Annotated in this window: 17 protein-coding genes and 1 riboswitch; of the genes, 9 read left to right on the top strand and 8 right to left on the bottom strand. The window is 64.2% G+C overall.

All coding sequences use genetic code 11. The features are described from left to right. Positions 1 to 2 precede the first annotated feature (2 nt). Positions 3 to 629, bottom strand: coding sequence for a hypothetical protein (locus tag QF015_RS05525; protein ID WP_429387622.1), 627 nt, complete (start codon positions 627 to 629; stop codon positions 3 to 5). A gap of 33 nt (positions 630 to 662) precedes the next feature. Here QF015_RS05525 and QF015_RS05520 point away from each other — a divergent pair, with 33 nt between their 5' ends. From QF015_RS05520 to sucD, 6 genes are all read left to right on the top strand, one after another. After that, on the top strand, positions 663 to 1,508 hold the full coding sequence (locus QF015_RS05520; protein ID WP_310202157.1) for an inositol monophosphatase family protein: 846 nt from the start codon (positions 663 to 665) through the stop codon (positions 1,506 to 1,508). A gap of 78 nt (positions 1,509 to 1,586) precedes the next feature. After that, the gene (pcrA, locus tag QF015_RS05515) at positions 1,587 to 4,130 is read left to right on the top strand and encodes a DNA helicase PcrA (RefSeq protein WP_429387620.1); all 2,544 of its coding nucleotides are present in this window, start codon (positions 1,587 to 1,589) and stop codon (positions 4,128 to 4,130) included. Positions 4,131 to 4,274: 144 nt separating this feature from the next. Then, the gene (locus tag QF015_RS05510) at positions 4,275 to 5,708 is read left to right on the top strand and encodes a putative Ig domain-containing protein (RefSeq protein ID WP_429387618.1); all 1,434 of its coding nucleotides are present in this window, start codon (positions 4,275 to 4,277) and stop codon (positions 5,706 to 5,708) included. Positions 5,709 to 5,730: 22 nt separating this feature from the next. Beyond that, positions 5,731 to 6,420: a hypothetical protein gene (locus QF015_RS05505; RefSeq protein WP_310202153.1), complete on the top strand. Its 690-nt coding sequence runs from the start codon at positions 5,731 to 5,733 to the stop codon at positions 6,418 to 6,420. A 264-nt stretch (positions 6,421 to 6,684) separates the two neighbouring features. Then, positions 6,685 to 7,854: an ADP-forming succinate--CoA ligase subunit beta gene (gene sucC, locus QF015_RS05500; protein ID WP_310202151.1), complete on the top strand. Its 1,170-nt coding sequence runs from the start codon at positions 6,685 to 6,687 to the stop codon at positions 7,852 to 7,854. 12 nt (positions 7,855 to 7,866) lie between these two features. Further along, positions 7,867 to 8,769: a succinate--CoA ligase subunit alpha gene (gene sucD / locus QF015_RS05495; RefSeq protein WP_090820359.1), complete on the top strand. Its 903-nt coding sequence runs from the start codon at positions 7,867 to 7,869 to the stop codon at positions 8,767 to 8,769. 170 nt (positions 8,770 to 8,939) lie between these two features. Here the strand turns inward: sucD and QF015_RS05490 are convergent, their stop codons facing one another. Continuing rightward, positions 8,940 to 11,861: a chitobiase/beta-hexosaminidase C-terminal domain-containing protein gene (locus tag QF015_RS05490; RefSeq protein ID WP_429387615.1), complete on the bottom strand. Its 2,922-nt coding sequence runs from the start codon at positions 11,859 to 11,861 to the stop codon at positions 8,940 to 8,942. A 121-nt stretch (positions 11,862 to 11,982) separates the two neighbouring features. Then, on the bottom strand, positions 11,983 to 12,774 hold the full coding sequence (locus QF015_RS05485) for a gamma-glutamyl-gamma-aminobutyrate hydrolase family protein (protein ID WP_429387613.1): 792 nt from the start codon (positions 12,772 to 12,774) through the stop codon (positions 11,983 to 11,985). A 96-nt stretch (positions 12,775 to 12,870) separates the two neighbouring features. Between QF015_RS05485 and QF015_RS05480 the strand changes: the two genes are divergently transcribed. Then, positions 12,871 to 14,010 carry an LOG family protein gene (locus QF015_RS05480; protein WP_310202145.1) on the top strand — a complete coding sequence of 380 codons (1,140 nt, stop codon included), beginning with the start codon at positions 12,871 to 12,873 and terminating at the stop codon, positions 14,008 to 14,010. A gap of 7 nt (positions 14,011 to 14,017) precedes the next feature. Here the strand turns inward: QF015_RS05480 and QF015_RS05475 are convergent, their stop codons facing one another. The 3 genes from QF015_RS05475 to QF015_RS05465 form a co-directional block, all read right to left on the bottom strand. After that, positions 14,018 to 14,953, bottom strand: a complete 936-nt coding sequence (locus tag QF015_RS05475) for a matrixin family metalloprotease (protein WP_310202143.1) — start codon at positions 14,951 to 14,953, stop codon at positions 14,018 to 14,020. 120 nt (positions 14,954 to 15,073) lie between these two features. After that, on the bottom strand, positions 15,074 to 15,886 hold the full coding sequence (locus QF015_RS05470; RefSeq protein WP_429387610.1) for a matrixin family metalloprotease: 813 nt from the start codon (positions 15,884 to 15,886) through the stop codon (positions 15,074 to 15,076). Positions 15,887 to 16,048: 162 nt separating this feature from the next. Further along, on the bottom strand, positions 16,049 to 17,212 hold the full coding sequence (locus tag QF015_RS05465) for a VIT1/CCC1 transporter family protein (RefSeq protein ID WP_310202139.1): 1,164 nt from the start codon (positions 17,210 to 17,212) through the stop codon (positions 16,049 to 16,051). Positions 17,213 to 17,447: 235 nt separating this feature from the next. Here QF015_RS05465 and QF015_RS05460 point away from each other — a divergent pair, with 235 nt between their 5' ends. Beyond that, positions 17,448 to 17,639 (top strand): hypothetical protein, encoded by a 192-nt coding sequence (locus QF015_RS05460; RefSeq protein WP_429387608.1) that lies wholly within the window; start codon positions 17,448 to 17,450, stop codon positions 17,637 to 17,639. 327 nt (positions 17,640 to 17,966) lie between these two features. Further along, a riboswitch (SAM riboswitch) is annotated at positions 17,967 to 18,086 on the bottom strand. A gap of 213 nt (positions 18,087 to 18,299) precedes the next feature. Here the strand turns inward: QF015_RS05460 and QF015_RS05455 are convergent. Beyond that, positions 18,300 to 19,835, bottom strand: a complete 1,536-nt coding sequence (locus QF015_RS05455) for a sodium:solute symporter (protein ID WP_429387606.1) — start codon at positions 19,833 to 19,835, stop codon at positions 18,300 to 18,302. A 266-nt stretch (positions 19,836 to 20,101) separates the two neighbouring features. Between QF015_RS05455 and QF015_RS05450 the strand changes: the two genes are divergently transcribed. Continuing rightward, positions 20,102 to 20,677: a helix-turn-helix domain-containing protein gene (locus tag QF015_RS05450; RefSeq protein ID WP_024819844.1), complete on the top strand. Its 576-nt coding sequence runs from the start codon at positions 20,102 to 20,104 to the stop codon at positions 20,675 to 20,677. A gap of 90 nt (positions 20,678 to 20,767) precedes the next feature. Here QF015_RS05450 and QF015_RS05445 read toward each other — a convergent pair whose 3' ends face one another. Continuing rightward, the gene (locus tag QF015_RS05445; RefSeq protein ID WP_310202133.1) at positions 20,768 to 22,741 is read right to left on the bottom strand and encodes an APC family permease; all 1,974 of its coding nucleotides are present in this window, start codon (positions 22,739 to 22,741) and stop codon (positions 20,768 to 20,770) included. Positions 22,742 to 22,874 lie beyond the last annotated feature (133 nt).

The following is a 22,874-nucleotide window of genomic DNA, read 5'->3' as shown; positions in this document are numbered from 1 at the left end:
ACTCAGGAGGGCTTGGCGTTCTTCCGTCCCAGGAAAACAGCCAGCACGCCGCACGCAAGGCTGAGCAGGAAAAGTACCCACGACGCAATGGTGAGGGCCGAAGCCAAAGCCACCGAACCGGCGTCGGGGGCTTCCATGGCGAGCGCCGAGTCGATGGCGACGTTGGACCACAGGTGCGCCACCGCAAACAGCAGCGGCGCTGCCCACATGGCCCACCGCCAGGACTTCCGCGCAACGTTGGTGCCGATCAGCAGCAGCCAGCTGAATCCGAAGATCAGCGGAAACAGCGTGCCCGCGGTCTTGTGCACATAGTTCAACTGGCCACGCGCGGAGTCGTCCATGGCGTCGCGGAGTTGGGCCACGTAATCCTGGGAGAAACCGCCGATCAGCGAATCCGGCATGGCCAATCCGCCGGACAGCTGCGTCATCTGGTTCAACGTCAGCAGGTGAAGGTACCAAAACAGGAACAGGCTGGCCACGACACCCGCGATCACAATGAGTTTGGAGTTGCTCTGCGCCTTTTGCGGGGTGCGCTGGGTGGTGGTGTTGATCACGGGAGGCAGGGTGTGGTCGGGAACCACGGCCTTTGCTCCGTGCTTCTTGATGCGCTGGGCTGGTGTCTTGGCCATGTCATTCATTATCCCGCCACATAAGCTGGAAGCATGACCACCGGCAGGCACACAGCAACTGAACTCGATCCTTCACTCGATGACTACCAACTGGCCAGCGCGCTGGTCCGTGAAGCAGGCCAGTTGGCGCTGCTCATGCGGATGGGCGGCCTGCAGGGCGAACGCAAGACCTCGGTGTCCGACGTCGTCACGGCGGCCGATCATGCAGCCGAGGCTTACGTCCTGGAACAGTTGAGGCGCTGTCGCCCCGAGGATGGCATCCTCGGAGAAGAAGGCGCGTCGGTGGCCGGAACGAGTGGCCGGACCTGGGTGATCGACCCCGTGGACGGTACCTACAACTTCCTGCACGGCTCCACCTACTGGTGCTCGGCGATCGCCCTCAAGAGGGACAGTTCAGATCACGGGACCACCCCGGTCGCGGATCCGGAGGTCCTGCTCGGGGCCATCTACCAGCCCGAGTTGGACAAGCTGTGGCTCGGCGGCGAAGAGCAGCCCGCCACGCTGAACGGGGAACCCATCTCCGGCTCCGGGGATCGTGCCGTGGGTGAGATCAGCGCAGCCACGTACATCCATCCCACCTGGCTGGCGGATCCCCGCACGGCCATGCCGTGGCACGCGGCCGCGATCACTGCGGCGTCATTGCGCATGTTCGGTTCGGGATCGTGCGACCTCGGGCGCGTGGCAGATGGCGAACTCGGGTGCTGGTTCCAGCACAGCTGCCCGGAATGGGACTGGCTGCCTGGGAAGGCGATTGTCCGCGCAGCAGGCGGGGACACCGCCGTCGTGAAGGTCAACGGTCTCAACTGGTTCGTTGCGGGAGGCCCGACGGCGGTCCGCGAGTTGAGCGCTGCGCTCACCTCTGTTCCCCAGTTTGCCTAGGCGCTGACGCGGCAATATCCGGTGGTGAATACCCGGCGCCATATAGTGTCGGGGCCACCGCCTAGACTGGTAGGCACCATGGATATGTTGTTTGACCCCTACGCAGACGGACCCTTCAAAGCAGGCACCAAAGCCGCAGTCAAGGCTGCCCCGGAGCTTTCCCAGCCGGGGGGAGGTGCGGCCGGAACGCGCTTCCAAGGAGGCAGCGGCGGGTCATCGGGCGCTCCTGAAGGGCAATCGGCCGGCGGCTGGGGCAACCAGGGCGGCGGCGGTTTGCCGTCGGCCGACGCACTCCTCCAGGGCTTGAACCCGCAGCAGGAAGAGGCCGTCAAGCACGCCGGAAGCCCCTTGCTGATCGTGGCCGGTGCGGGGTCGGGAAAGACCCGTGTCCTCAGTAACAGGATCGCCTACCTCATCGCCACCAAGCGGGCCCACCATGGGGAAATCCTGGCCATTACCTTCACCAACAAGGCGGCCGCCGAGATGCGGGAACGCATCGAAGCCTTGGTGGGCGGCCGCGCCAAGGCCATGTGGATCTCCACGTTCCACTCGTCCTGTGTCCGCATCCTGCGCAGGGAAGCCACCACCGTTGGCCTGAACTCAAACTTCTCCATCTACGACTCCGCGGACTCCCTGCGGCTGATCACCCTCGTAGCCAAGAACCTGGACCTCGATCCGAAGAAGTTTGCGCCAAAGGCCATCCAGCACAAGATTTCCGCCCTCAAGAACGAGCTCATTGACGCCGATTCCTACGCGTCATCGGCGAACTACAACGACCCCTTCGACACCGCCGTGGCCGAAGTCTTCAAGGGGTACACGCAGCGCCTCCGCCAAGCCAACGCCATGGACTTCGACGACCTCATCGCCGAGACCGTCTACATGTTCCGGGCTTTCCCGGCGCTCGCGGAGTCCTACCGCCGCCGCTTCCGGCATGTCCTGGTGGATGAATACCAGGACACCAACCATGCCCAGTACGCCTTGGTCAGGGAAATCGTGGGCGTGGGCACGGATACCAGCGTCCAGCCCAGCGAGTTGACTGTAGTGGGCGACTCCGACCAGTCCATCTACGCTTTCCGTGGTGCGGACATCCGCAACATCGTGGAGTTCGAGGCCGATTACCCCAATGCCCGGACCATCAAGCTTGAGCAGAATTACCGCTCCACGCAGAACATCCTCAGTGCAGCCAACTCGGTGATCTCCCGCAACCCCAACCGCCAGGAAAAGCGTTTGTGGACCGCGGAGGGAGACGGCGAGAAGATCGTCGGCTACGTCGGTGAGAACGAGCACGACGAAGCCCAGTTCATCGCCAAGGAAATCGACCGCCTGCAGGACGAGGAAAACCTGCGGCCCGGCGACGTCGCCATCTTCTACCGGACCAATGCCCAGTCACGCTCCATAGAAGACGTCCTGGTCCGGGTTGGTTTGCCGTACAAAGTTGTGGGCGGCACCCGATTCTATGAACGCAAGGAAATCAAGGACGCCCTGGCCTACTTGCGCGTCCTGGTGAACCCGGACGACGACGTCAACCTGCGCCGTATCCTCAACGAACCCAAGCGCGGGATCGGTGACCGGGCCGAAGGCGCCGTCGCTGCCCTGGCCGAACGCGAGCGGTCCTCCTTCATGGCGGCAGCCCGCCGCGCAGACCAAGCGCCCGGCATGGCCAGCCGTTCGGTCAACCTGGTCCTCGGTTTCGTGAAGCTGATGGATGACCTCGCCGAGGTCGCTTCGGGTTCCGGTGCCGCTGCTGCGCTGGAAGCCGTCCTGGAGCAAACCGGCTATCTTGCGGGGCTGCGCGCCAGTACTGACCCGCAGGATGAATCCCGGGTGGAAAACCTCGCCGAACTGGTGGCCGTGGTCCGCGAATACGAACGCGACAACCCGGAAGGTTCCCTGGGGGAGTTCCTCGAGCAGGTGTCCCTGGTAGCGGATGCCGACCAGATTCCCGACGCGCCCGGCGCTGACATCGACGCCGCCGTGGCGGAGGCCAAGCGCATGGGCGTGGTCACTTTGATGACCCTGCACACGGCCAAGGGCCTGGAGTTCCCGGTGGTCTTCCTGACCGGCATGGAGCACGGGATCTTCCCGCACCAGCGTTCGGCCACCGATCCCAAGGAACTCGCGGAAGAACGCCGATTGGCATACGTGGGCCTCACCCGGGCCCGAAAGCGTCTCTATGTGACGCGGTCGGAAGTCCGCAGCATGTGGGGCCAAAGCCAATACAACCCCGCCAGCCAGTTCCTCGAAGAAATCCCCTCGGAACTGGTGGAGTGGAAGCGCGAAGGCACCAGCCGCCAGGCCGGCGGGTGGGGCAGTGCCCCCATCGGTTCCAACCGCTACGGTGGTTCATTCTGGGGAGCGGGTACCTCCCGCGGTGCTGCTGCCAGCCCCACCGCAGGGTTCGACGCCGACGTTCCTGCCGCCGTCGCACGCAACAGGGTGCAGCCGCAGAAGGAAGTCATTTCCGTGGTGGTGGGGGACAAGGTCAACCACACGAGCTTTGGCAACGGGGTGGTGCTGGGCGTCGAAGGTGCCGGGGACAAGACGGTGGCCAAGGTTAAGTTCGACGTCGGCGAGAAGCGCCTGCTGCTGCGGTACGCGCCGCTGACCAAACTGGATGCCTGATCTTCGTCGGCCTCCAGCCTCCGTACCTATTGTCCTGAACCCCGTCCGCGCCTAGACTGACCGGGCGTTGCACTGGGGCCGACGTCGGTTTGCTGCCCCACCGTGCAATGCAAGAAGGTTGCATTCCTATGGGGGAGGACGCGCGTGGGCGCTTTTGTTGGGGAACGTCGATTATCCGGCAAGGCCGCCAGGCTGTTGCTGGTTGGTGCCCTGGCGAGCGCACTGGCGCTCCAGTTCGCGCCGCCTGGGATAGCCGACACGGAGCCGTCAGCGTCGTCCAGCGAGCCGGCAGCGACCGCCACCCAGACGCCGACCGTCAGCGCCACTCCCAGCTCCACAGCGAGCCCGACGGCCAGCCCGACGCCGACAGCAAGCGCGAGCCCCTCAGCCACCGACGCTTCGCTGGCGACCCCGTCACCAACCGTCAGCCCTGCAGAGGCCCAGGCAGCCGCCGTCGAAAAAGTCGTCATCGAGGCGACAACCCCGTTGTCGGTCAAAATCAGCGAGGACCTCGCTTTCGTGGGCAAACCGTTTCAGGCCCAGCTCCAGGTTGTCGGAGGCACAGCCCCGTACACCGTTGTGGCGAGCGATGTCCCGGCAGGGTTGCTTTTCGACCCCGCGACCCTGAGCTTCACAGGAACACCTACCGGGCTGTACAGCCCATCGCCGTCCGTCACTGTTTCGGATTCCTCGGATCCCCAGCTAACACTGACTGAACAGATAAACATCAACATCAAAAGCTACTACCCACCCACCGTTCACGTATCCGATGATGAGTCGTACCCGGGGATGGCCTCGTTTGACGACGGCGTGGTGGGGAGGAACTACGACGAGGTCCTTGGTTTTTATCGTTCAGACCCTGAACACACCCGGATTTCAGTCGTTTCCGGGCACCTGCCGCCCGGTCTTGAGCTTCGCGAGTCATCAGTTTCCGGGGTGCCGACCACTCCGGGTACCTATGGATTTACCTTTCGTGTCCAGGACCGTTTCGGTTACACGGACAAGACGTACAGCATCATCGTCCATGCCTTGGGAATGCAGACCACTGGTTTTCAGGTTCCGGCAGCTGTCCTGGGCGAGCCCTACTCGGCCAGGATCGCAGAGGCCACCGGGGGAGTAGCCCCCTACGTCTTTGGCTATTCCACGCGGAGGCACTTTGCCGGTGGCCTGTCGTCGAGCGATCCCTGGCCCGAGGGTTTGGAGGTGGATACGAACGGATTCCTCACGGGGATACCCACCCGAGTTGGCAGTTTTAGTATCGCGGTGTGGGTCCGCGACTCTGATCAGCTGAAGCAGCGCATTTTCTGGACAACTGTGACGGTGCTGGCAACCAGGCCGCCTGTCGTTGAACAGCCGCCCGCAGCAAACCCGCCGGCGGCTGTGGAGGCCCCAGCACCCCCAGCGGCGGTGACTCCAGCCGGTGCGCTGGCGTCGACGTCGGGCGCTCAACTCGCGGCAACCGGCCTGGAATCCGGAAGCCTGAACACCACGCTGCGGGCTGCCGCGGGTCTGCTGGCCGCGGGCGCCGCACTAGTGGTCTTCAACAGCCTCCGGCGCCGCCGAGGCAGTCCGGCGTGAGGTTACCGGCATAATTGGTGGCATGCGACGGACTGTTCTGGGGATTCTTGCTGCCGTGCTTTTGATGTTGGCCACGGGGTGTTCCTTCGCCACCGAGGATCCGGACTACGTTCCGCCAGCGCCCTTGGCTCCCCTTGAGCAGTTGCAACAGGTTCCCTTGACCGAGCAGACCACTTTGACGGCGGGTGAAGACGTCACCGCATTCGTCACCGGGGACCGGAACATCGTGTGTGCCATGACGTCCTCCAAGGGCGGTCACCTCAACCTGCCCTATGAAGCCAACTCCTACTCGGACGCCGCCAACAACAAGTTCGCGGTAGTCCCGGTGGTGCACTGCGAGTTGGCGAAGTACGCCAAGCCGGAACTGGCTGACATTGCCGACGATTGTGCCGGTACGGGCCTGGGCTACCTCGGCGGAACGGTCCTGCTTTCACCGGACAAGGCTGTCTACGGCTCATGTCGTTCCGGCGTAACACAAATGGAGTCCGAGTTCGGGCCCAAGGGCAGCCGCAACGGACCCATCTCCAAGCTGAGGGAGTTGGCCGATGGGCAGAACATTGAACGCAACGGTCTGCGCTGCTCTGCCTATAACGGCGGTGTTGCCTGCGGAAACGTCTCTGCCGGCGTTGCTTTCTTCGTGACACCGCAGGGGTACCAGCTGATTTCCGACGGCGGCAAAACGGTCAGCGGGACACTGAAACAGGCGTCGTGAACACCGCCGGACAGCCGGGGAACAGCCCAAAAACCGCGTCATTCTGCGGTTTTTCTACAGCCGATAGAAGTGTAAGGTTACTCACTTAACAGGTAGTGTGTAGCTGGCGGGACTCCTCAAAGGGCTAAAGTTCCGAGAGGACCTTACGCAATGTGACCGGCTTCAATCCTGGTTGTTACCGCGTACTCTCCGCAGCTGGCTATCGCGGTCATCGCGGTTCCCGGCTGAACAGAAAACTACTTCGACGTAGAAGGACACTAAACCGTGGACCTGTTTGAATATCAGGCGCGCGATATGTTCGAAGCGCACGGTGTACCCGTGCTCGCCGGCATCGTGGCGCACACTCCTGAAGAAGCAAAGGCAGCTGCCGAGAAGATCGGCGGCGTAACTGTCGTCAAGGCACAGGTTAAGGTTGGTGGCCGCGGCAAGGCTGGCGGCGTCAAGGTTGCCAAGACTGCCGAAGAGGCGCTTGAGCACTCCACCAACATCCTGGGCATGGACATCAAGGGCCACACCGTCAACAAGGTGATGATCGCCCAGGGCGCCGACATCGCCGAAGAGTTCTACTTCTCGGTCCTCCTGGACCGCGCCAACCGCAACTACCTGGCCATGTGCTCCGTAGAGGGCGGCATGGAGATCGAGCAGCTTGCTGTCGAGCGTCCCGAGGCCCTGGCCAAGATCGCCATCGACCCCGCTGTGGGCATCGACCAGGCAAAGGCCGACGAGATCGTCGCTGCTGCAGGTTTCGCTGAAGAACTGCGCGGCAAAGTCGCCGACGTCATTCTGAAGCTGTGGGACGTCTTCAAGAAGGAAGACGCAACCCTGGTTGAGGTCAACCCGCTGGTCCGCACCGGTGCAGGCGACATCGTTGCCCTGGACGGCAAGGTTTCCCTGGACGAGAACGCCGACTTCCGCCACGTGCACCACTCCACGCTGGAGGACAAGGACGCAGCTGACCCGCTCGAGGCCAAGGCCAAGGCGCAGGACCTCAACTACGTCAAGCTGGACGGCGAAGTAGGCATCATCGGCAACGGCGCCGGTCTTGTGATGTCCACCCTCGACGTCGTTGCTTACGCCGGCGAAAACCACGGCAACGTGAAGCCCGCCAACTTCCTGGACATCGGCGGTGGAGCTTCCGCAGAGGTCATGGCCAATGGTTTGGACGTTATCCTTGGCGATTCCCAGGTCAAGAGCGTGTTCGTGAACGTCTTCGGTGGCATCACTGCATGTGACGCTGTCGCAAAGGGCATCGTGGGTGCACTTGCTGAGCTTGGTACCTCCGCGAACAAGCCGCTGGTAGTTCGCCTCGACGGCAACAACGTTGAGGAAGGCCGCCGCATCCTGACCGAGGCCAACCACCCGCTGGTAACCCTGGCCGCCACCATGGACGAGGGCGCCGACAAGGCCGCCGAGCTCGCCAACGCAGCTAAGTAAAGGGACGCGACAATGTCTATCTACCTCAACAAAGACTCCAAGGTCATCGTTCAGGGCATCACCGGCGGCGAGGGCACCAAGCACACCGCCCTGATGCTCAAGGCCGGCACCAACATTGTTGGTGGCGTCAACGCCCGCAAGGCCGGCACCACGGTCCTGCACGGCGACAAGGAAATCAACGTCTTCGGCACCGTCAAGGAAGCCATCGCTGAGACCGGCGCAGACGTCTCCATCGTCTTCGTTCCGCCGGCATTCACCAAGGACGCCGTTGTTGAAGCCATCGAAGCCGGCATCGGCCTCGTCGTGGTCATCACCGAAGGTGTTCCGGTTCAGGACTCCGCCGAGTTCTGGGCACTGGCCCAGTCCAAGGTGGACGCTGACGGCAAGCAGATCACCCGCATCATCGGGCCGAACTGCCCCGGCATCATCACCCCGGGTGAAGCCCTGGTAGGCATCACCCCGGCAAACATCACGGGCAAGGGCCCCATCGGCCTCGTGTCCAAGTCCGGTACCTTGACCTACCAGATGATGTACGAACTCCGCGACCTCGGCTTCTCCACCGCGATCGGCATCGGTGGCGACCCCATCATCGGCACCACCCACATCGACGCCCTGGCTGCGTTCGAAGCTGACCCCGAGACCAAGGCAATCGTCATGATCGGCGAAATCGGTGGCGACGCCGAAGAGCGTGCTGCCGACTTCATCAAGGCCAACGTCACCAAGCCGGTAGTTGGCTACGTTGCCGGCTTCACGGCTCCCGAGGGCAAGACCATGGGCCACGCAGGCGCCATCGTCTCCGGCTCCGCGGGCACCGCGCAGGCCAAGAAGGAAGCTCTCGAAGCTGCCGGCGTGAAGGTTGGCAAGACGCCGTCCGAGACCGCCAAGCTGCTGCGCGAAGTTTTCGCAACGCTCTAGGTTCATAGCCGTAAGGCAAGCTGTACGACGACGGCCCGGTACCTTCCCCACGGAAGGTACCGGGCCGTCGTCGTACTTTTTTAAGCGTCAGTCATGTGGCTTGGACATGGCTGACGCGGGCCGAAGAGTCTGGGGGAAAACTCCGACCCGCGCCAGGTTCATGGGGCCGGCTAGGCGATGATCTTCATGGCCTGCCAGCCGGTGCCGAGGCTGATCGGCGGTACGTTGCTGAGCGTTCCGCCTCCCGACCCGGGGTACAGCCACAAGGTGTCTCCGATGCGGCCTGCTACGTCGTTCCTGCCGTCGCCGTCAAGGTCCCGCGGCCCGGCCAGCGCAGTGCGGTTTCCCCAGCCCGTCCCGATCTGCGTCCATTGCAGCCAGCCCCCGGAACCATTGCCCGGATACAGCCATAATGCGCCTGTGTCGGTTCGCCGCGCCAGTACGTCTCCCTTGCCGTCTCCGTTGAAATCGCCGGTGCTGAAGATGGCGTTCATGACGTCCCAGCCCCAGCCGACGGTGTAGGGAGTCCGCTGTCCTCCAGTCCCGTTTCCTTCGTACAACCGGAGCTCGCCGTTGCTTCGCCTGCCGATGAAATCGGGGATGCCATCGCCGCTGAAGTCGCCGGGGGAGAAGAGCTGCGTCATCGTGCTCCACCCCGTGCTGACCTGGGTGCGGGCTCCGAAGCTGCCTGCACCGTCGCCGGGGTAGAACCAGAGGATGTCGCCGGCCCGTGCCAACAAGTCCGGTTTGCCATCCTTGTTGAAGTCGCCCGGCGTGACGGTGTCCGTGATGGTGGACCACGCTGGTGCAGCAAGGGCTGTCTGCCGTGGGTCCAGTCCTCCCGAGCCGTTGCCGGGGTAGAGATAGAGGGTGCCGGCGGTATCCGCGGCGAGCACGTCGGCGCGGCCGTCACCGTTGAAATCATGGGCCGACGGCGGTCCGGCGGCGGGCACGGTATAGGTCTGCGTACCCACAGCGGAGGTGTTGCCGGCGGTGTCCACGCCGATGTATTTGAGCACCAGGGTTGAGTTGCCCATGACGATCGGGGAAGCGGCGTTGTACTTGATGGTGGTGGCCGATTCCGTGGCCGTTGGTGTGCTGCCGTTGGTGGTGTAGTAGATGGTGGCAGGCTCATTGGCGGTCAGGGCAATGGTGGCTCCGCTGGCCAGGGCACGGCCGGTGGGGTTTGCCGTGACCGTGGGAGCGGCTGTGTCCGGTGGAACAGTGTAGGTCTGCGTGGCTACCTCGGACACGTTTCCAGCAGTGTCCTTGGCGAAGTACTTCAAGGCCATGGGATCAGGGCCGTTGAAGGGGATGGGCGCGCTGTAGAGGAGCCCGGCCGTCAGGGGATCGGTGCCGTCCGTGGTGTACCGGATCTCTGCGGTCTCATTCGCGGACAGCGTCACGGTGGTGCCCGGTGCGTATTGACCGCCCACGGGATTGGCCGTCACAACCGGCTTGGTGGTGTCCGGGCCGGTGGAGTAGGTCTGGGTGACCACGGCCGAGGAATTGTTTGCGCTGTCCACGGCGAAGTACTTCAAGGTCAGTGGACCGTTCAGGATCAGCGGAGCGGTGTACTTGCTGCTGGTCGTCGTCGGGGTGCTGCCGTTGGTGGTGTAGTAGATGGTGGATGTTTCATTGGGTGTCAGGGTGATGGCCTGGCCCGCGGCATAGGTTCCGCCCTCGGGTGACGCCGTGACTGACGGGGCCACAGTGTCGGTGCCAAGGTAGGCCTCGAACTCGGCCAAGCCGGCGTTGGTGGTGCCGGCACTGACTGAGGTGATGTTGAGCCGCACCGAGCTCACTGTCTTGGGCGGGAAGGTGATGGTGAGGCCCGATCCATTGTTGGGCAACGACGGGACTGGCACGGTGCTTCCATCGGAGAACTGCAGATTGCCGCCGGTGACCTGGTCGGTGAGCAGTGGCCGGTCGGACAGTGTGACCGCGTTGATGGTCCGGGTGGGAGAGAAGTTGTATTGGATCCAGCTGCCGGCCTTTTCACCGGCTGAGACCCACTCGCGGGTGGCATCCATCGGAGCACCCCAGTGGTACCCGTCCCGGGCCTTTTCCGGACTCTGGGCAGCGGCCTTCTGCGACGAGGCCGTCACGGTGGTGCCCGCCGATTTGGCGGCACTGCCCACCCATTCGATGGCCGTGATGTACTGCCGTTTCAGCCATTCGTCATAGGGCGAGTCCGGGCACCCCTCACCCGGGCTGCTGCAGATGTACATGTCGAAATCAGCGAACCGTACGAAAGTATCCACCTTGGCCGTGAGCTCAGCTCCGGTCACGTTCTGGGCGTATTCATCGATGACGTAGGCGTCATAGGCCATGGACGTGTGCGGCCCGGTGTAGCTGCGGGTAGCGAGTTGGGCGAACTTGGCGGTGGCCCAGTGGTCGCTGTGGTCGTAGGGGGAGTTGAAGTTTCCGGTCCAGTCCTGCGTGCGGAACGTGGTCGGCTGGAAGTTGGCGACCAAGCGGTTCAAGGCCGATTGGAACTGGGCCTTGGTGAAGGTGGCGGCATTATCCACGGGCCGGATGGAGGAAAGCCTGCCGTCCCAGAGCTTGAGGATGCTTTGGCTGTTGTAGGCTGCGCTGCCCAATCCGTTGGGGAAACCATCCGGCAGCCGCATGTACACCACTGAGATGTTGGGGGCACCGTTAAGGGTCCGCATCGTCAGCGGTCGGCCCGGCACTCCGGCATCGGAGGTCGTCCAGCTGTTGGAGACGCCGGCCATCTTGGCGTAGCTTGCCTGGATCCCTGATTCGAGGCTCCGCCAATACGTCGCTCCTTCGCCGGCCTCGCCCGCCGTGGTGAACACCGTTTGGACGCATCGCTTGGCTTGGATGTCACGCATGAAATCCGGGCTGAGGAAGAGCAGGTCATCGTCAGTGTGGCCAACGATCTGCATGGCGCCACCCGTCCCTGCACAGGGTGGGTCGGCAGCAGTTGCCGGAGCAGCAGGGGTGAGGGTGAACCCGCCCATGACAACGGCCAGCGCGACAAGCAGGCCTGGAAGACGTTGGGCGAAGGAAAGGCGGTCATTCGGACGAAAGGGTCGACTGACGTATTTTGGACGGTCCACAACCATGCTCCTTTGAGCAGATGTTGGGCCCCCCAGCCGGCAAACTTACGACGCCCCCTGGACGCCATTCGAATGGAATTACGCACTGGCCACACCTTCAGTGGAGCTGAAAGCGAAGCAGTGAGCGCTACTGTACTCCTCCAGGACGAGCCTGGGTAGGGTTCCGGCACACTTCCACGAAGGACGCGAAAGGCACCAGGCGTTCGTGGTCAGCGAGCTGGGATGCTTCGGGATGCCACTGCACGGAGGCAACCCAACGGGACGGGTCTTCCAAGGCTTCCACCGTCCCGTCGTCGGCGACGGCCGTAACAACCAACCCTTCACCCACCCGGGCCACCGCCTGGTGATGCCCGGAAGCGATCTTGATGCTGGTCCCCTCGGGCGAGCCATAGAGAGCCGCGGTCTTGGACCCGGCAGCAAGCCGAACGTCATGCCAGGCCCATTCGCCGGCGGCGGGATCGTGGGGATCCAATCCGTTATGGGTCACCGAGGTAGGGGCCATGTCCTGGATCAGTGTCCCGCCGTACAGCACATTCAGCAGCTGATGGCCCCGGCAGATACCCAGCAGCGGCAGGCCGGCGTCGATGGTTGCGCGGGCGACGTCGATATCCAGGTGGTCCTGCTCCTGGTTCACGTCATACAGCGAGTCCTCAGGGTCCTGCCCGTAGAGGCGGGGATTGATATCGCCGCCGCCTGGCAACAGCACGCCGTCGAGCGCTTGCATTTCGACCGCCAGCTGGCCGGCGCTGTCCGCTGAAACGGGGGTCAGCAGCACCGGCTGCGCACCGGCTTCACGCAGCAGGTCCACGATGAAAGTGAAGAGCTGGTTGGCTTCACCCACGCGGGCATCCGGGGCATCCGAACTGCTGAGACGGACGGGGACACCGATACGCGGACGGACGACTTCGGGACTCTTCATCCTTCATGATGCACCGGACAGCCGCCCGTCGCGCAAACGCCTGCGTCAAACCTGCTTCAAACCTGCCAAAAAGAGGAGCGATACTACGCTGGGACCATGAACCGCAGTGCGCCCCTGAACCCGAGTCCCCGCACACTTGATGTCGAAAGCGTGGCCCACTTCGACCGGCTGGTCAGCGCCGGTGCTGGGGCGATGAACGGTTGGCACGCGCAGTCACTGGATCTTCGAGGCCACGCCAAGGACCTGAAAGCACTGAATCCCCAAGGCGCGATCTTCCTCGGATGCACCTTCGACGACGGGGTGGAAGAGAGTCTTCGACGTCGCGGAGCGCTGATCTTTCCCAGGCTGCAGGGCGTGCCGTTCGACCCCTACCGGAACAGCCTGTACACCGCAGGAGAGCTCTACGATGACATCACTGCCACGGAGTACGAGTCCACCCTCGACGCGCGGGTCTACCAGTGGAGCATCCTTCCCGGACAACGCGCAAGCCTGGACGCCACCCTGGCCGCGGCACTGCACGACCACGCAATCGGCGACGCCCTGGACGAGCTGCTGGACCAGTGGGCGCTCGCGGGGACCACGGTGGTAGGGGTCATGGGTGGGCACGCCGCCCAGCGTGGCACCACCGAATTCGCCGACGCCGCGCGGCTGGGCCGGTTGCTCGCCCAAGCCGGTTTCGCTGTCGCCACCGGCGGCGGGCCCGGGGCCATGGAAGCGGCAAACATGGGTGCGTACCTGAGCGGAACGTCCGACGCCGATGCCGCGGCCGCGCTGGAAACCCTCGCCGGCGTACCGGGGTTCAGGCCCTCGGTGACGGCTTGGGCGCGGCAAGCAGCCGCCGTCGTCGACCGTTTTCCGGACGGTAGTCCGACCCTCGGCATTCCGACCTGGTTCTACGGCCACGAGCCGCCCAACCTGTTCGCTACGCACATCGCCAAGTACTTCGCCAACGCCGTCCGGGAAGCCATCCTGCTGGAGCTGTGCACCGGTGGGACCGTGTTCCTCCCCGGTGCCGCAGGAACGGTGCAGGAGGTCTTCCAGGACGCTTGCGAGAACTACTACGGAGCGCCTGAAACCATCAGCCCCATGGTGTTGGTCGGACGCGAACACTGGGAGCGGACACTCCCCGCGTGGCCCATGCTCCGGAGCCTCGCCGCGGGGAAACCCATGGCGGAGAAGATCTTCCTGGTGGACACCGTGGAGGAGGCGCTCGCGGTAGTCTCCGGCCAGTCGTGAGCTGCGCCTAGAAGTCCTTGCTGCAGGGACCCGAGCCGAGTTGGGCCAGCCCAGTCCTGTCGCCGGCGGCGTATTGCCGGACCCAGGATGCCTGGTCAAACATCAGCTGGCGCGGATCATCCACGTGGTCGAGTCCCAGGAGGTGCCCCAGCTCATGCATGATCACGGCAACGCCGATCTCCTTGCCCTCTGACGTGTCCACGATGCCGGCGAATTGCGGGGCGTCCAGGGACACAGTACCTGTGACGTAGGCCTTGTAACCGTCGCTCAGGCCGATCGACGAACTGCCGCCCAGTCCGACGGTCTGGCCGGTCAGGCGCGGTACCTGCTCCGGAGTGCTCCATGCGATCAGGACGGGAGCCCACCGGTCGCCGTACCTGGCGGGCTGGTATCCCTGCCTGTTGGTGGAGGGGACCTCGGAACTGGGGCCGTCGTAGATGAACTTCAGCCCCGTGGCCACGCTGGCTTGCCGGACCGCTTCTTCCACCAGGGGCTGCCACGAAGGGTCCGCGAGGTCCGAGTTCACGACGTAGTGGATGGGCCTGCACGGGGAGTACGCCAAGGGTGTTCCATCTTCCTTGACGGCGAGGAATTTGTACGAGGTACTGGTCCGGTTCACTGGCGCCGGCGTCCCAAGCGGCGCGTCGGCTTCTTCCAATCCGGGCAGGGGATCCTGACGCTGGCCGAAAGGTACCAAGCCGGGCCGGGGCGCTTGGCTCTGCGTAGCGGACGAGCCGTAGAGGAAGCGCTGAAGATCGCCGCTGAAGTAGGCTCCCGCGCACACCAGGCCGAGGATGCCCAGGAAAAACAGGATGGCGGCGATGCTGCTGTGTTTGATCGGCGGCCGGGGTGCCGGGGGATCGGGCGGGCGCGGACCAGGTGGCAGGTACTGCGGGCGAAGGGGATCGGGGTCCGGCCTCTGGGGCGACCCGTAAGGTTCCATGGAACCCCCTGACGTGGCGGCTGCGACGGGAGGTGGGGCGCCCGCCGTCGGCCGTAACCGTCAGCATAAGTCCGGACGCGCCGGGAGTCCATGGCGGACGTGATCACCGCCGGACAGCCGTCAGATGTCCTTGCGGCAGGGTGCCGAGGAGAGCAGGTGCAGGCCGTTCAGGTCGCCTGTGGCGAGGCCGTCAGGGGCGCCAATTTCCGGGTACATGAGCTGGACCGGATCATCAACATGGTCCAAACCCATCACGTGGCCCAGCTCGTGCTGCATGACAGCCAGGACATAGTCGGCCCCCTCGGGGTCGGCGAGCAGTTCGGCCACCTGCGGGGTGTCCAGTTCCAGGCTGCCTGTGATGTAGCTTTTGGGTCCGTTGTTGAGCGAGTACATGGTGCTGCCCCCGGTGCCGATGACCTTGTCGGCCAGCGCCGGCGCGGCCTCGGGGGTGGTCCAGGAAATCAACAGGGGAGCCCAGCGGTCGCCGTACTTGGCCGGCTGGTAGGGTTCGCGGCGGTCCACGGGCAACTCATCCGTCGTGCCGTCGTTGACGAACTGGATGCCGGACGCGGCGGAGACCCGTGCGATCGCCGTCTCCAGCAGCGCATCGGAGCCTTCCGGAGCGGATGCGTTGTTCACGACGTAGTGCAGCGGCCGGCATGGCGAATACCCCACCGGTGTGCCGTCGTCGTTGGTGGCCAGGAACTTATACGAATCACTGGCCGCAACGGGCGCCGGCGGCGAGGCGGGCGGGGCGTCCGCTTCCTCAAGGCCTGGCGGCGGTGCGTCCGACGCACGTGCGGGTTTTGTCTGGCTGCCACCGTCCTGCGGGGCGACCGGCAGGCTCACCCCTGGGAAAAGGGCCGTGATACGGGGGTCGCCGTGCAGGTAGCCGCTGACCAGGACTGCGACCAATGCGGCGATGACAGCCATGAGGAGTCCGCGAAGAACGCGCCATGTCGTTCCCGCACGCCGGTGCCTTGGCACACGGGTTTCCCGCTCCGAGTCCACGGTTCTCCATTCCTCACGCCCTGGTCACGCGGGGCAGCGCGGAGGACGAACCAACATTACGGGCTGCGGCAGGAACGGTTCAACTTAGATGATGGTTGCTCCGAAGACCAGGCCCAGTCCGTAGGTGGCGGCCGCTGCTCCCAGGCCAATGGCGAGTTGCCTCAGTCCGCGGCTCAGCGGCGACGTTCCGGACAGCAAGCCCACGACGGCGCCGGTCGCCAGGAGCGCGATGCCCACCAGTACGCCGGCCACCATCAGGGCGGCCACACCCGTCATGCCGAAAATGAACGGCAGGATGGGGACGATGGCGCCCGAGGCGAAGAAGCAGAAGCTGGATAGGGCGGCACCCCACGCCGAGCCGACCGTTTCGTGCTCATCCGTGGCCGGTTTCTCCGGCTGCAAGGAGAGGCTGGGGTCGCAGTCGCAGCTGAAGATGCCCATGCGCTCCGCTGCGCGGTGCTCAGCGGCCTCCCGTGTCATGCCCCGGGCCAAATACACCAGGACAAGCTCGTTGTGCTCGATGTCCAGGGAAGGCGCCGCCGTGAGCGTGGCTTGCGTGGGCAGCGTGGCGTTGAGCAGTTCCCGCTGGGAGCGGACGGAGACGTACTCGCCGGCGCCCATGGACAGCGCTCCGGCCAGGAGCCCGGCCACCCCGCTCATGAGTACCACCGGGCTGGGCACGCCAGTGGCGGCCATGCCCATGACGAGTGAAAGGTTGCTCACCAATCCGTCGTTGGCGCCGAAAACGGCGGCACGGAAAGTACCGGAGAGCCTGTTGCGTCCACGCGTGGCCAGGCCTCTGACTACTTCCTCGTGGATTTGCTCGTCGGCCACCATGGCGGCTGTTGCCGCGGGTTCGGTGCCGTAGGGGGAGCGGCCTTCCGCACGCTGGGCCAGGGCGAGGACAAAGACGGACCCAAAGTTGCGGGCCAGGAAGCCCAGGAATTGGCTGCGGGCTGATGCGGCCTTGGGCATTCCGGCGTGCTCGCCCAGGAGTTTGAGCCAGTGGGCTTCGTGCCTTCCTTCGGCCTCGGCCAGCGCGAGCAGGATCTGGCGTTCTTCGCCGTCGCGGCGCTGGGCGAGTTCGCGGTAGACGGCGGCTTCGGCGCGCTCATCGGCAAGATACTGACGCCACCGACGGATGTCGGATGGGGACGGCGATGCGGCGCCGTTTCCGGGGGCTGTGTTTTCCGGGGTGGGGTCCGGAGCGGGGCTCGACGAACCGTGTGATTCCTGGTGCTGTTGCACATTCTCTCCTGTGCTGGGTGGGGTAGTGGCGGCCCCATTGCACGCCCCACTGTACCGCCTATTGGCGGGGATTTTTGGCCGGTATTCCTTAACTGGAATGTTCGGCGCACCGTAATTTCCGGCCCTCCTTGACCCTTGCCGGGGCCCGGTGCTCAGATGGAAGGACCTGGGCGGGGGTCCTCCCCGCACATCGTTCAGTAGGGCTTTGAGTGGCCCACGAGACGGAGGTTGCACCATGGACGCCACCGAATCACACGCCAACCACCCGGAACGGGCAACCATCGAGTCGGACCCCGCGTACGACTATGCGGAGGACCAGGAAGTGGACGAAGCCTGGGTGGAGGAAGTGGACGCCCCCGAGGACGACGAACGCGTGGTCCCGCTTGATGAAACCGAGGATTTCCGCGAGGAGGACGAAGAACCCTGAACCGGGTCGTTCCAACCGAAAGTGAATTGTCGCTGCAGGCCATCGCGCTTGCCCGCAGCGGCGACGGTTACCGTCAGTGTCCTGGACGTTTCACACCATCGCGTTGGCCTGACGGCTTGGGCGAGGGCCTGGGCAATCAGCCCGGATTCCGGGTGCCGGAACTGCACCGTTCTGTTCCGGACCATGATGGTGACGGTGCCCAGGAAGAGGTCGACGGCGGGAATCACCGTAAGCGTGCGTGCTGGGGTTTTGGCGCTGGTGCTTGGAGCCGGGGTGCTGGGGACTTGGGTGGGATCGCCTTGGTACGGCAAGGGACTGCTCCTTGGGAGAGTGCTCTTGCCCGCTCGGTTGTCTCTGGTCCGGGGCGGGCCGCTTCCTCATCCGAACCACCCGTGAACATGGGGTTGGTGTGTGGCCAGTCGGAGCTTGGCACCACATCTCTTGAAGCTGGGACAACCCTACCCCACAGCACCCCACCCCTCCCGTTGTGAGGCCTGCTCTGCTGGCTTTGGCGGGGTCTTAGGGAGCAAAGCGGACCGCGCAACGCCCAATTCCCCGGCGACGAAACAACAGCGGCGACGAAACAACGGCGGCGCTTCCCCGGAAAGGGGAGGCGCCGCCGTCGAACTTTGCTCTTTTACGTCGTTAGTTCGTGATCCGTTACTTGTGGCTGCTGACCGGGTGGGCCTCAGGCGGCAGCTCTTCCGAGACGGCACCTGCCACGCGCTTGTCCCAGGCCTCGCGGACTGCGGGGTCGGTGGGCGGCGTGAGGAGCGAGATGACGACGTAGGCGACGAACGAGGCGGCCAGGCCGTAGTAGATGGGCTCGTTCGCGTAGACGCCATCGGCGCTCGGAATGACTCCGACGGCGAACATGATCAGCAAGGCCAGCGTGAGAACCGAGCCAACCGCCATGGACCAGGCGGCGGCGATGCCGGTGCCGCGCTTCCACACCAGACCGCCCAGGATTGCGACCAGGAGACCGCCAACCAGGATGTCGTAGGCGATGGTGAGGGCAACCACCACGTCCTGTGCTGCCATGGAGATCAACACGGCCACGATGCCGAGTCCGAGGACCCAGTAGCGGTTGGCCTTGACGTCGTGCTCGGGATTTTCCGTGTCGTCAGTGTTGATGGTCTTGCCGAACCAGCTGGCCACAAACGGGACAACGTCCGCACGTGCCACCGTTGCCGCAGCAATCAGGGCGCCGGATGCGGTGGACATCATTGCTGCAACGGCAGCGGCCATGACCAGGCCGCCGATGCCGACGGGCAGGATGTGTGTTGCGACCTCCGCGTAGACGACGTCCTTGCCGAGGTTGGCGACGTCGATGTCCGGGAGGGCCACGCGGGCGGCAAGGCCGATCAGGGCGCCGGCGATGCCGTAGAGGATGCAGTAGACGCCTGCGGTGGCGCCGCCCCAGCGTGCAACGGTGGGGGTCTTGGCGGTGAAGACGCGCTGCCAGATGTCCTGGCCGATCAGCAGGCCCAGGGTGTAGACCACGAAGTACGTGATGATGGTCTGGGTGCCGATGCCGTCGATTTGGAAGAAGCTGTCTTCGAGGCGGCCACGGATGCCGTCCATGCCGCCGGCAGCATTCATGACGAACGGGAGCATCAGGAAGAAGATGCCAACGGTCTTGATGATGAACTGCACCTGGTCGGCCAGGGTGATGGACCACATGCCGCCGATGGTGGAGTAAACCAGCACGATTGCGCCGCCAACGGCTATGGCCAGCCAGCGTTCCCAATCGAAGAGCACCACGAAGATGGTGGCGTAGGCGCCGGTGGACGTAGCGCACAGCATCAGCGTGTACGCAAGCATCACGATTCCGGACGTCTGCGTGGCCTTGCTGCCGTAGCGGAGGCTCAGCATCTGGGAGACCGTGTAGATCTTCAGGCGCTGGATGGTGCCGGCGAACAGGAGGCTGAGCAACAGGACGCCTGAGCCGATGGCTACAACCAGCCACATGCCGGAGATGCCGAACTTGTAGCCAAGGCCAACGCCGCCCACGGTGGATGCGCCACCGAGGACCACAGCGGCCATGGTGCCTGTGTAAAGGAAGGGTCCCAGGCGGCGGCCGGCCACCAGGAAGTCGCTGTTGTTCTTGGTGCGGGACTTGCCCCACCAGCCGAATGCCAGCATGGCGAGCAGGTACACCACCACGATTGCGATGTTAATAGCCGAAGATTCCATGAACGGTCCTTGGAGCTGATGCACGGAGGTTGGGGTTTTCGACGATACTCCTGCGAAGCGTCGAAGTCTCTGTGCTGATGATTGGAGATTGGGGAGGTGTTGTGTGCCTCACAGACAACACTTGTTGCCTATGAGGATATGTTGTGATCGGAGTAACAGTCAAGATGCTTTGGTCATGGTTCCGTGGATTCCCGTCGTCATGGCCTGTCTCCCGGCTACTATTGCTCCAATGACAGGGCCACATGACAGGCCTGAAAGGTTCGTGAATGAAGGCTCTACCCGTTGAACCGAGCAATGTTCCCGTTGCCATCGGTTCCAGAATCCGCGCAGCCCGGCAGGCGCAGCGCCTCACCATCGAGCAAGTGGCCGACGCTACGGGACTGACCAAGGGCTTCCTGAGCCGTGTGGAGCGCGACCTGACATCGCCGTCGGTTGCGTCCCTGGTCACTCTGTGCCAGGTCTTGTCGGTGTCGGTCGGCGACCTGTTCGCGGCCCCCGAAACGCACCTGACAAAGCGCGACGACGGCCCCCGCATTTCCCTGGGTGGCCAGGGCATTGTGGAGCGGCTGCTGACGGCCCGCTCCGAGCGCCGCCTGCAGATCCTGCAGGCAACCATCGAGCCCCGGGGCCGTGGCGAAAACGAGCTCTACGCAGTGGACTGCGACGTGGATGTGCTGCATGTGGTCAAGGGCAGGATCAAGCTCATCCTGACCAACGAGGAGTACGACCTCGAAGAAGGTGACACCCTCTCCTTCCCGGGCCGGGAACCCCACACCTGGATCAACCCCACGGACGAGACCGTCGAGGTTCTCTGGGTGCTGGTTCCCGCGGCGAGCCGCTAGCTTTCGGGCCGCCACCCGCCCTGGAAACTCGCGGGCGGGCGGTGCTCGGCTGGTGGCAAACCGGGAAGGAGCGCGCTGGTAAACGGGCGGTCAGCCGACGTGCACCCACGGCCGGCGGGTGATGTCCGGTTCAGCTTCCCTCAGCACTTCACGGGTGACCGGCGCAATTTCGCCTTCGCCGAAGAAGAGGAATTTGCTGAGGTTGGAGATGGGGTTGCCCTCGGTCCAACGGAAGTAGATGTGCGGCATGAAGCCGGTGACGTCGCGGATGTGGAGCAGGACGGCAGCAACAGTGTTGGGGACATTGTTGCTGTGCACTTCCAGGATCTTGAAGCCATGCCGGGTCTTGCCGACTACTTGGAGTTCCTGTTCGAAGTCCGAGCTGTCGTCCACGATGACCTCAATGAACACGGCGTCGCAATCGACGGGCAGGTGGCTGGCCTGTTGCGCGTGCTGGAGCTTCTCGCGGTATCGGCTGGCACTGAGGTGCTTGGGTTCGTGGGCGATGATCCGGACCGGCCCATCAGCCGCGTTTGCAGTGAATTCCAGGGCTTTCTGGTCCATCTTGATATGCGTGGCCCGGAGCTCGAAGGCGCGCCGCATGCGGGATATAAAGCTCACCACCATGATGCCGAGGATGAAGAGCGCTGCGATCTTCAACCCATCGGGGCGTTCGATCGAGTTGACCACGGTGGTGTAGACGAAGACGAGGGAAATGATTCCGAAGCCGATGGTTTGGGCGCGTTGCTTCCGGCGGCGTGCGGACAGGGTTACCGCAATGGAAGCGGAGGTAATCAGGACCAGCACACCCGTGGCGTAAGCACCACCCTGGGCGTTGACGTCAGCCTTGAAGATGACGGTGACGATGAACGCGATAACGGTAAACACCAGGACCAGTGGCCGCAGTGCCCGTGCCCAGGCCGGAGCCATTCCGTAGCGGGGCAGGTAGCGGGGAACGAGGTTCAACAGTCCGGCCATGGCCGAAGCGCCCGCGAACCAGAGGATGGCGATGGTGCTGACGTCGTAGATCGTTCCGAAACCGTCACCGAGGAACTTGTGGGCAAGGTAGGCCAGGGCGCGGCCTTCCGCCTTGCCTCCTTCTTGGAACTCGGCCGCCGGGATCAGCATGATCGTGGTGAAACTGGACGTGATGAGGAACGAACTCATGATGATGGCGGCGGTGGTCAGCAGCTTATGGGCACCTTTGATGCGGCCCGCCGGATTGGCCTCAGTGTCCGTGGCGTGTCCCTTGATCTGGGGCATGACGGCCACGCCGGTCTCGAATCCGGACAGCCCAAGGGCGAGGCGCGGGAATACCAGCAGGGCCAAGGCAACCATCATGATCGGATCGCCGTGCGAGGTAGTGAGGGCACTCCACCAGTCCGAAATCACACGGGCCTCGGTGAAGAGGTGGCCAATGGAAACCGCGATGACCACCAGGTTCAGTGCCAGGAAGGCTGCCACGAGGACCACGGCCACGTTGATGGCTTCCTTGAACCCGCGAAGGAACACGATGCCGAGTCCGGCAATCAACGCCAGCGTGATGACAACTTGCTGGCCTTCAAGGAAGTGCGGCGCGAACGGGTTTTCAATGAGGTGGGCTGTGGCGTCTGCAGCTGAGAGCGTGATGGTGATCATGAAGTCCGTAGCGGCGAACCCCAGGAGGGCCAGGACGAAGAGCTTGCCGCCCCAGCGGGGGAGGAGCCGCTCGAGCATGGCGATGGAGCCTTCGCCGCGGGGACTCTCGCGGGCCACCCGGCGGTAAACGGGCAGGGCGCCGGCAAGGGTTGCCAGCACCAGGAGCAAGGTGGCCAGAGGGGACAACAGGCCCGCGGCCAGTGCGGCGATGGCAGGCTGGTAACCGAGGGTGGAGAAGTAGTCGAGGCCGGTGAGGCACATGACCTTCCACCAGGCCTGGGGCTTATGGGATTCCGAAGGGCGGCCGTGGGGGCCTTGCCTCTTGCCTGAGGTGTCCGGCATTCCTTCCAGCAGCCAGGGCTTGAGCTTGAAGGAGTTTTTTCGCCGGTCGGCCGGATCGGCCGGAGGCCTCGACAAGGTGGTCACGGTGTCCTTTCGCGCAGCACTGTGCTGCTTCCCGCTAGGAGCGTATGGCCGCGTTCGACGCCGGGACCCCGGTTTTTATGGAATCTTTACGCCCGTTGTGACCGGCATCTCATGACGCACGCCAGCAAATCTG

Origin of the sequence: Paenarthrobacter sp. TE4293 (assembly GCF_050435325.1) — a bacterium.
Classification (GTDB): Bacteria; Actinomycetota; Actinomycetes; order Actinomycetales; family Micrococcaceae; genus Arthrobacter; species Arthrobacter nitroguajacolicus_C.
Note: the sequence above shows the minus strand (reverse complement) of the source record. Positions and strands in the feature narration are given on the sequence as shown.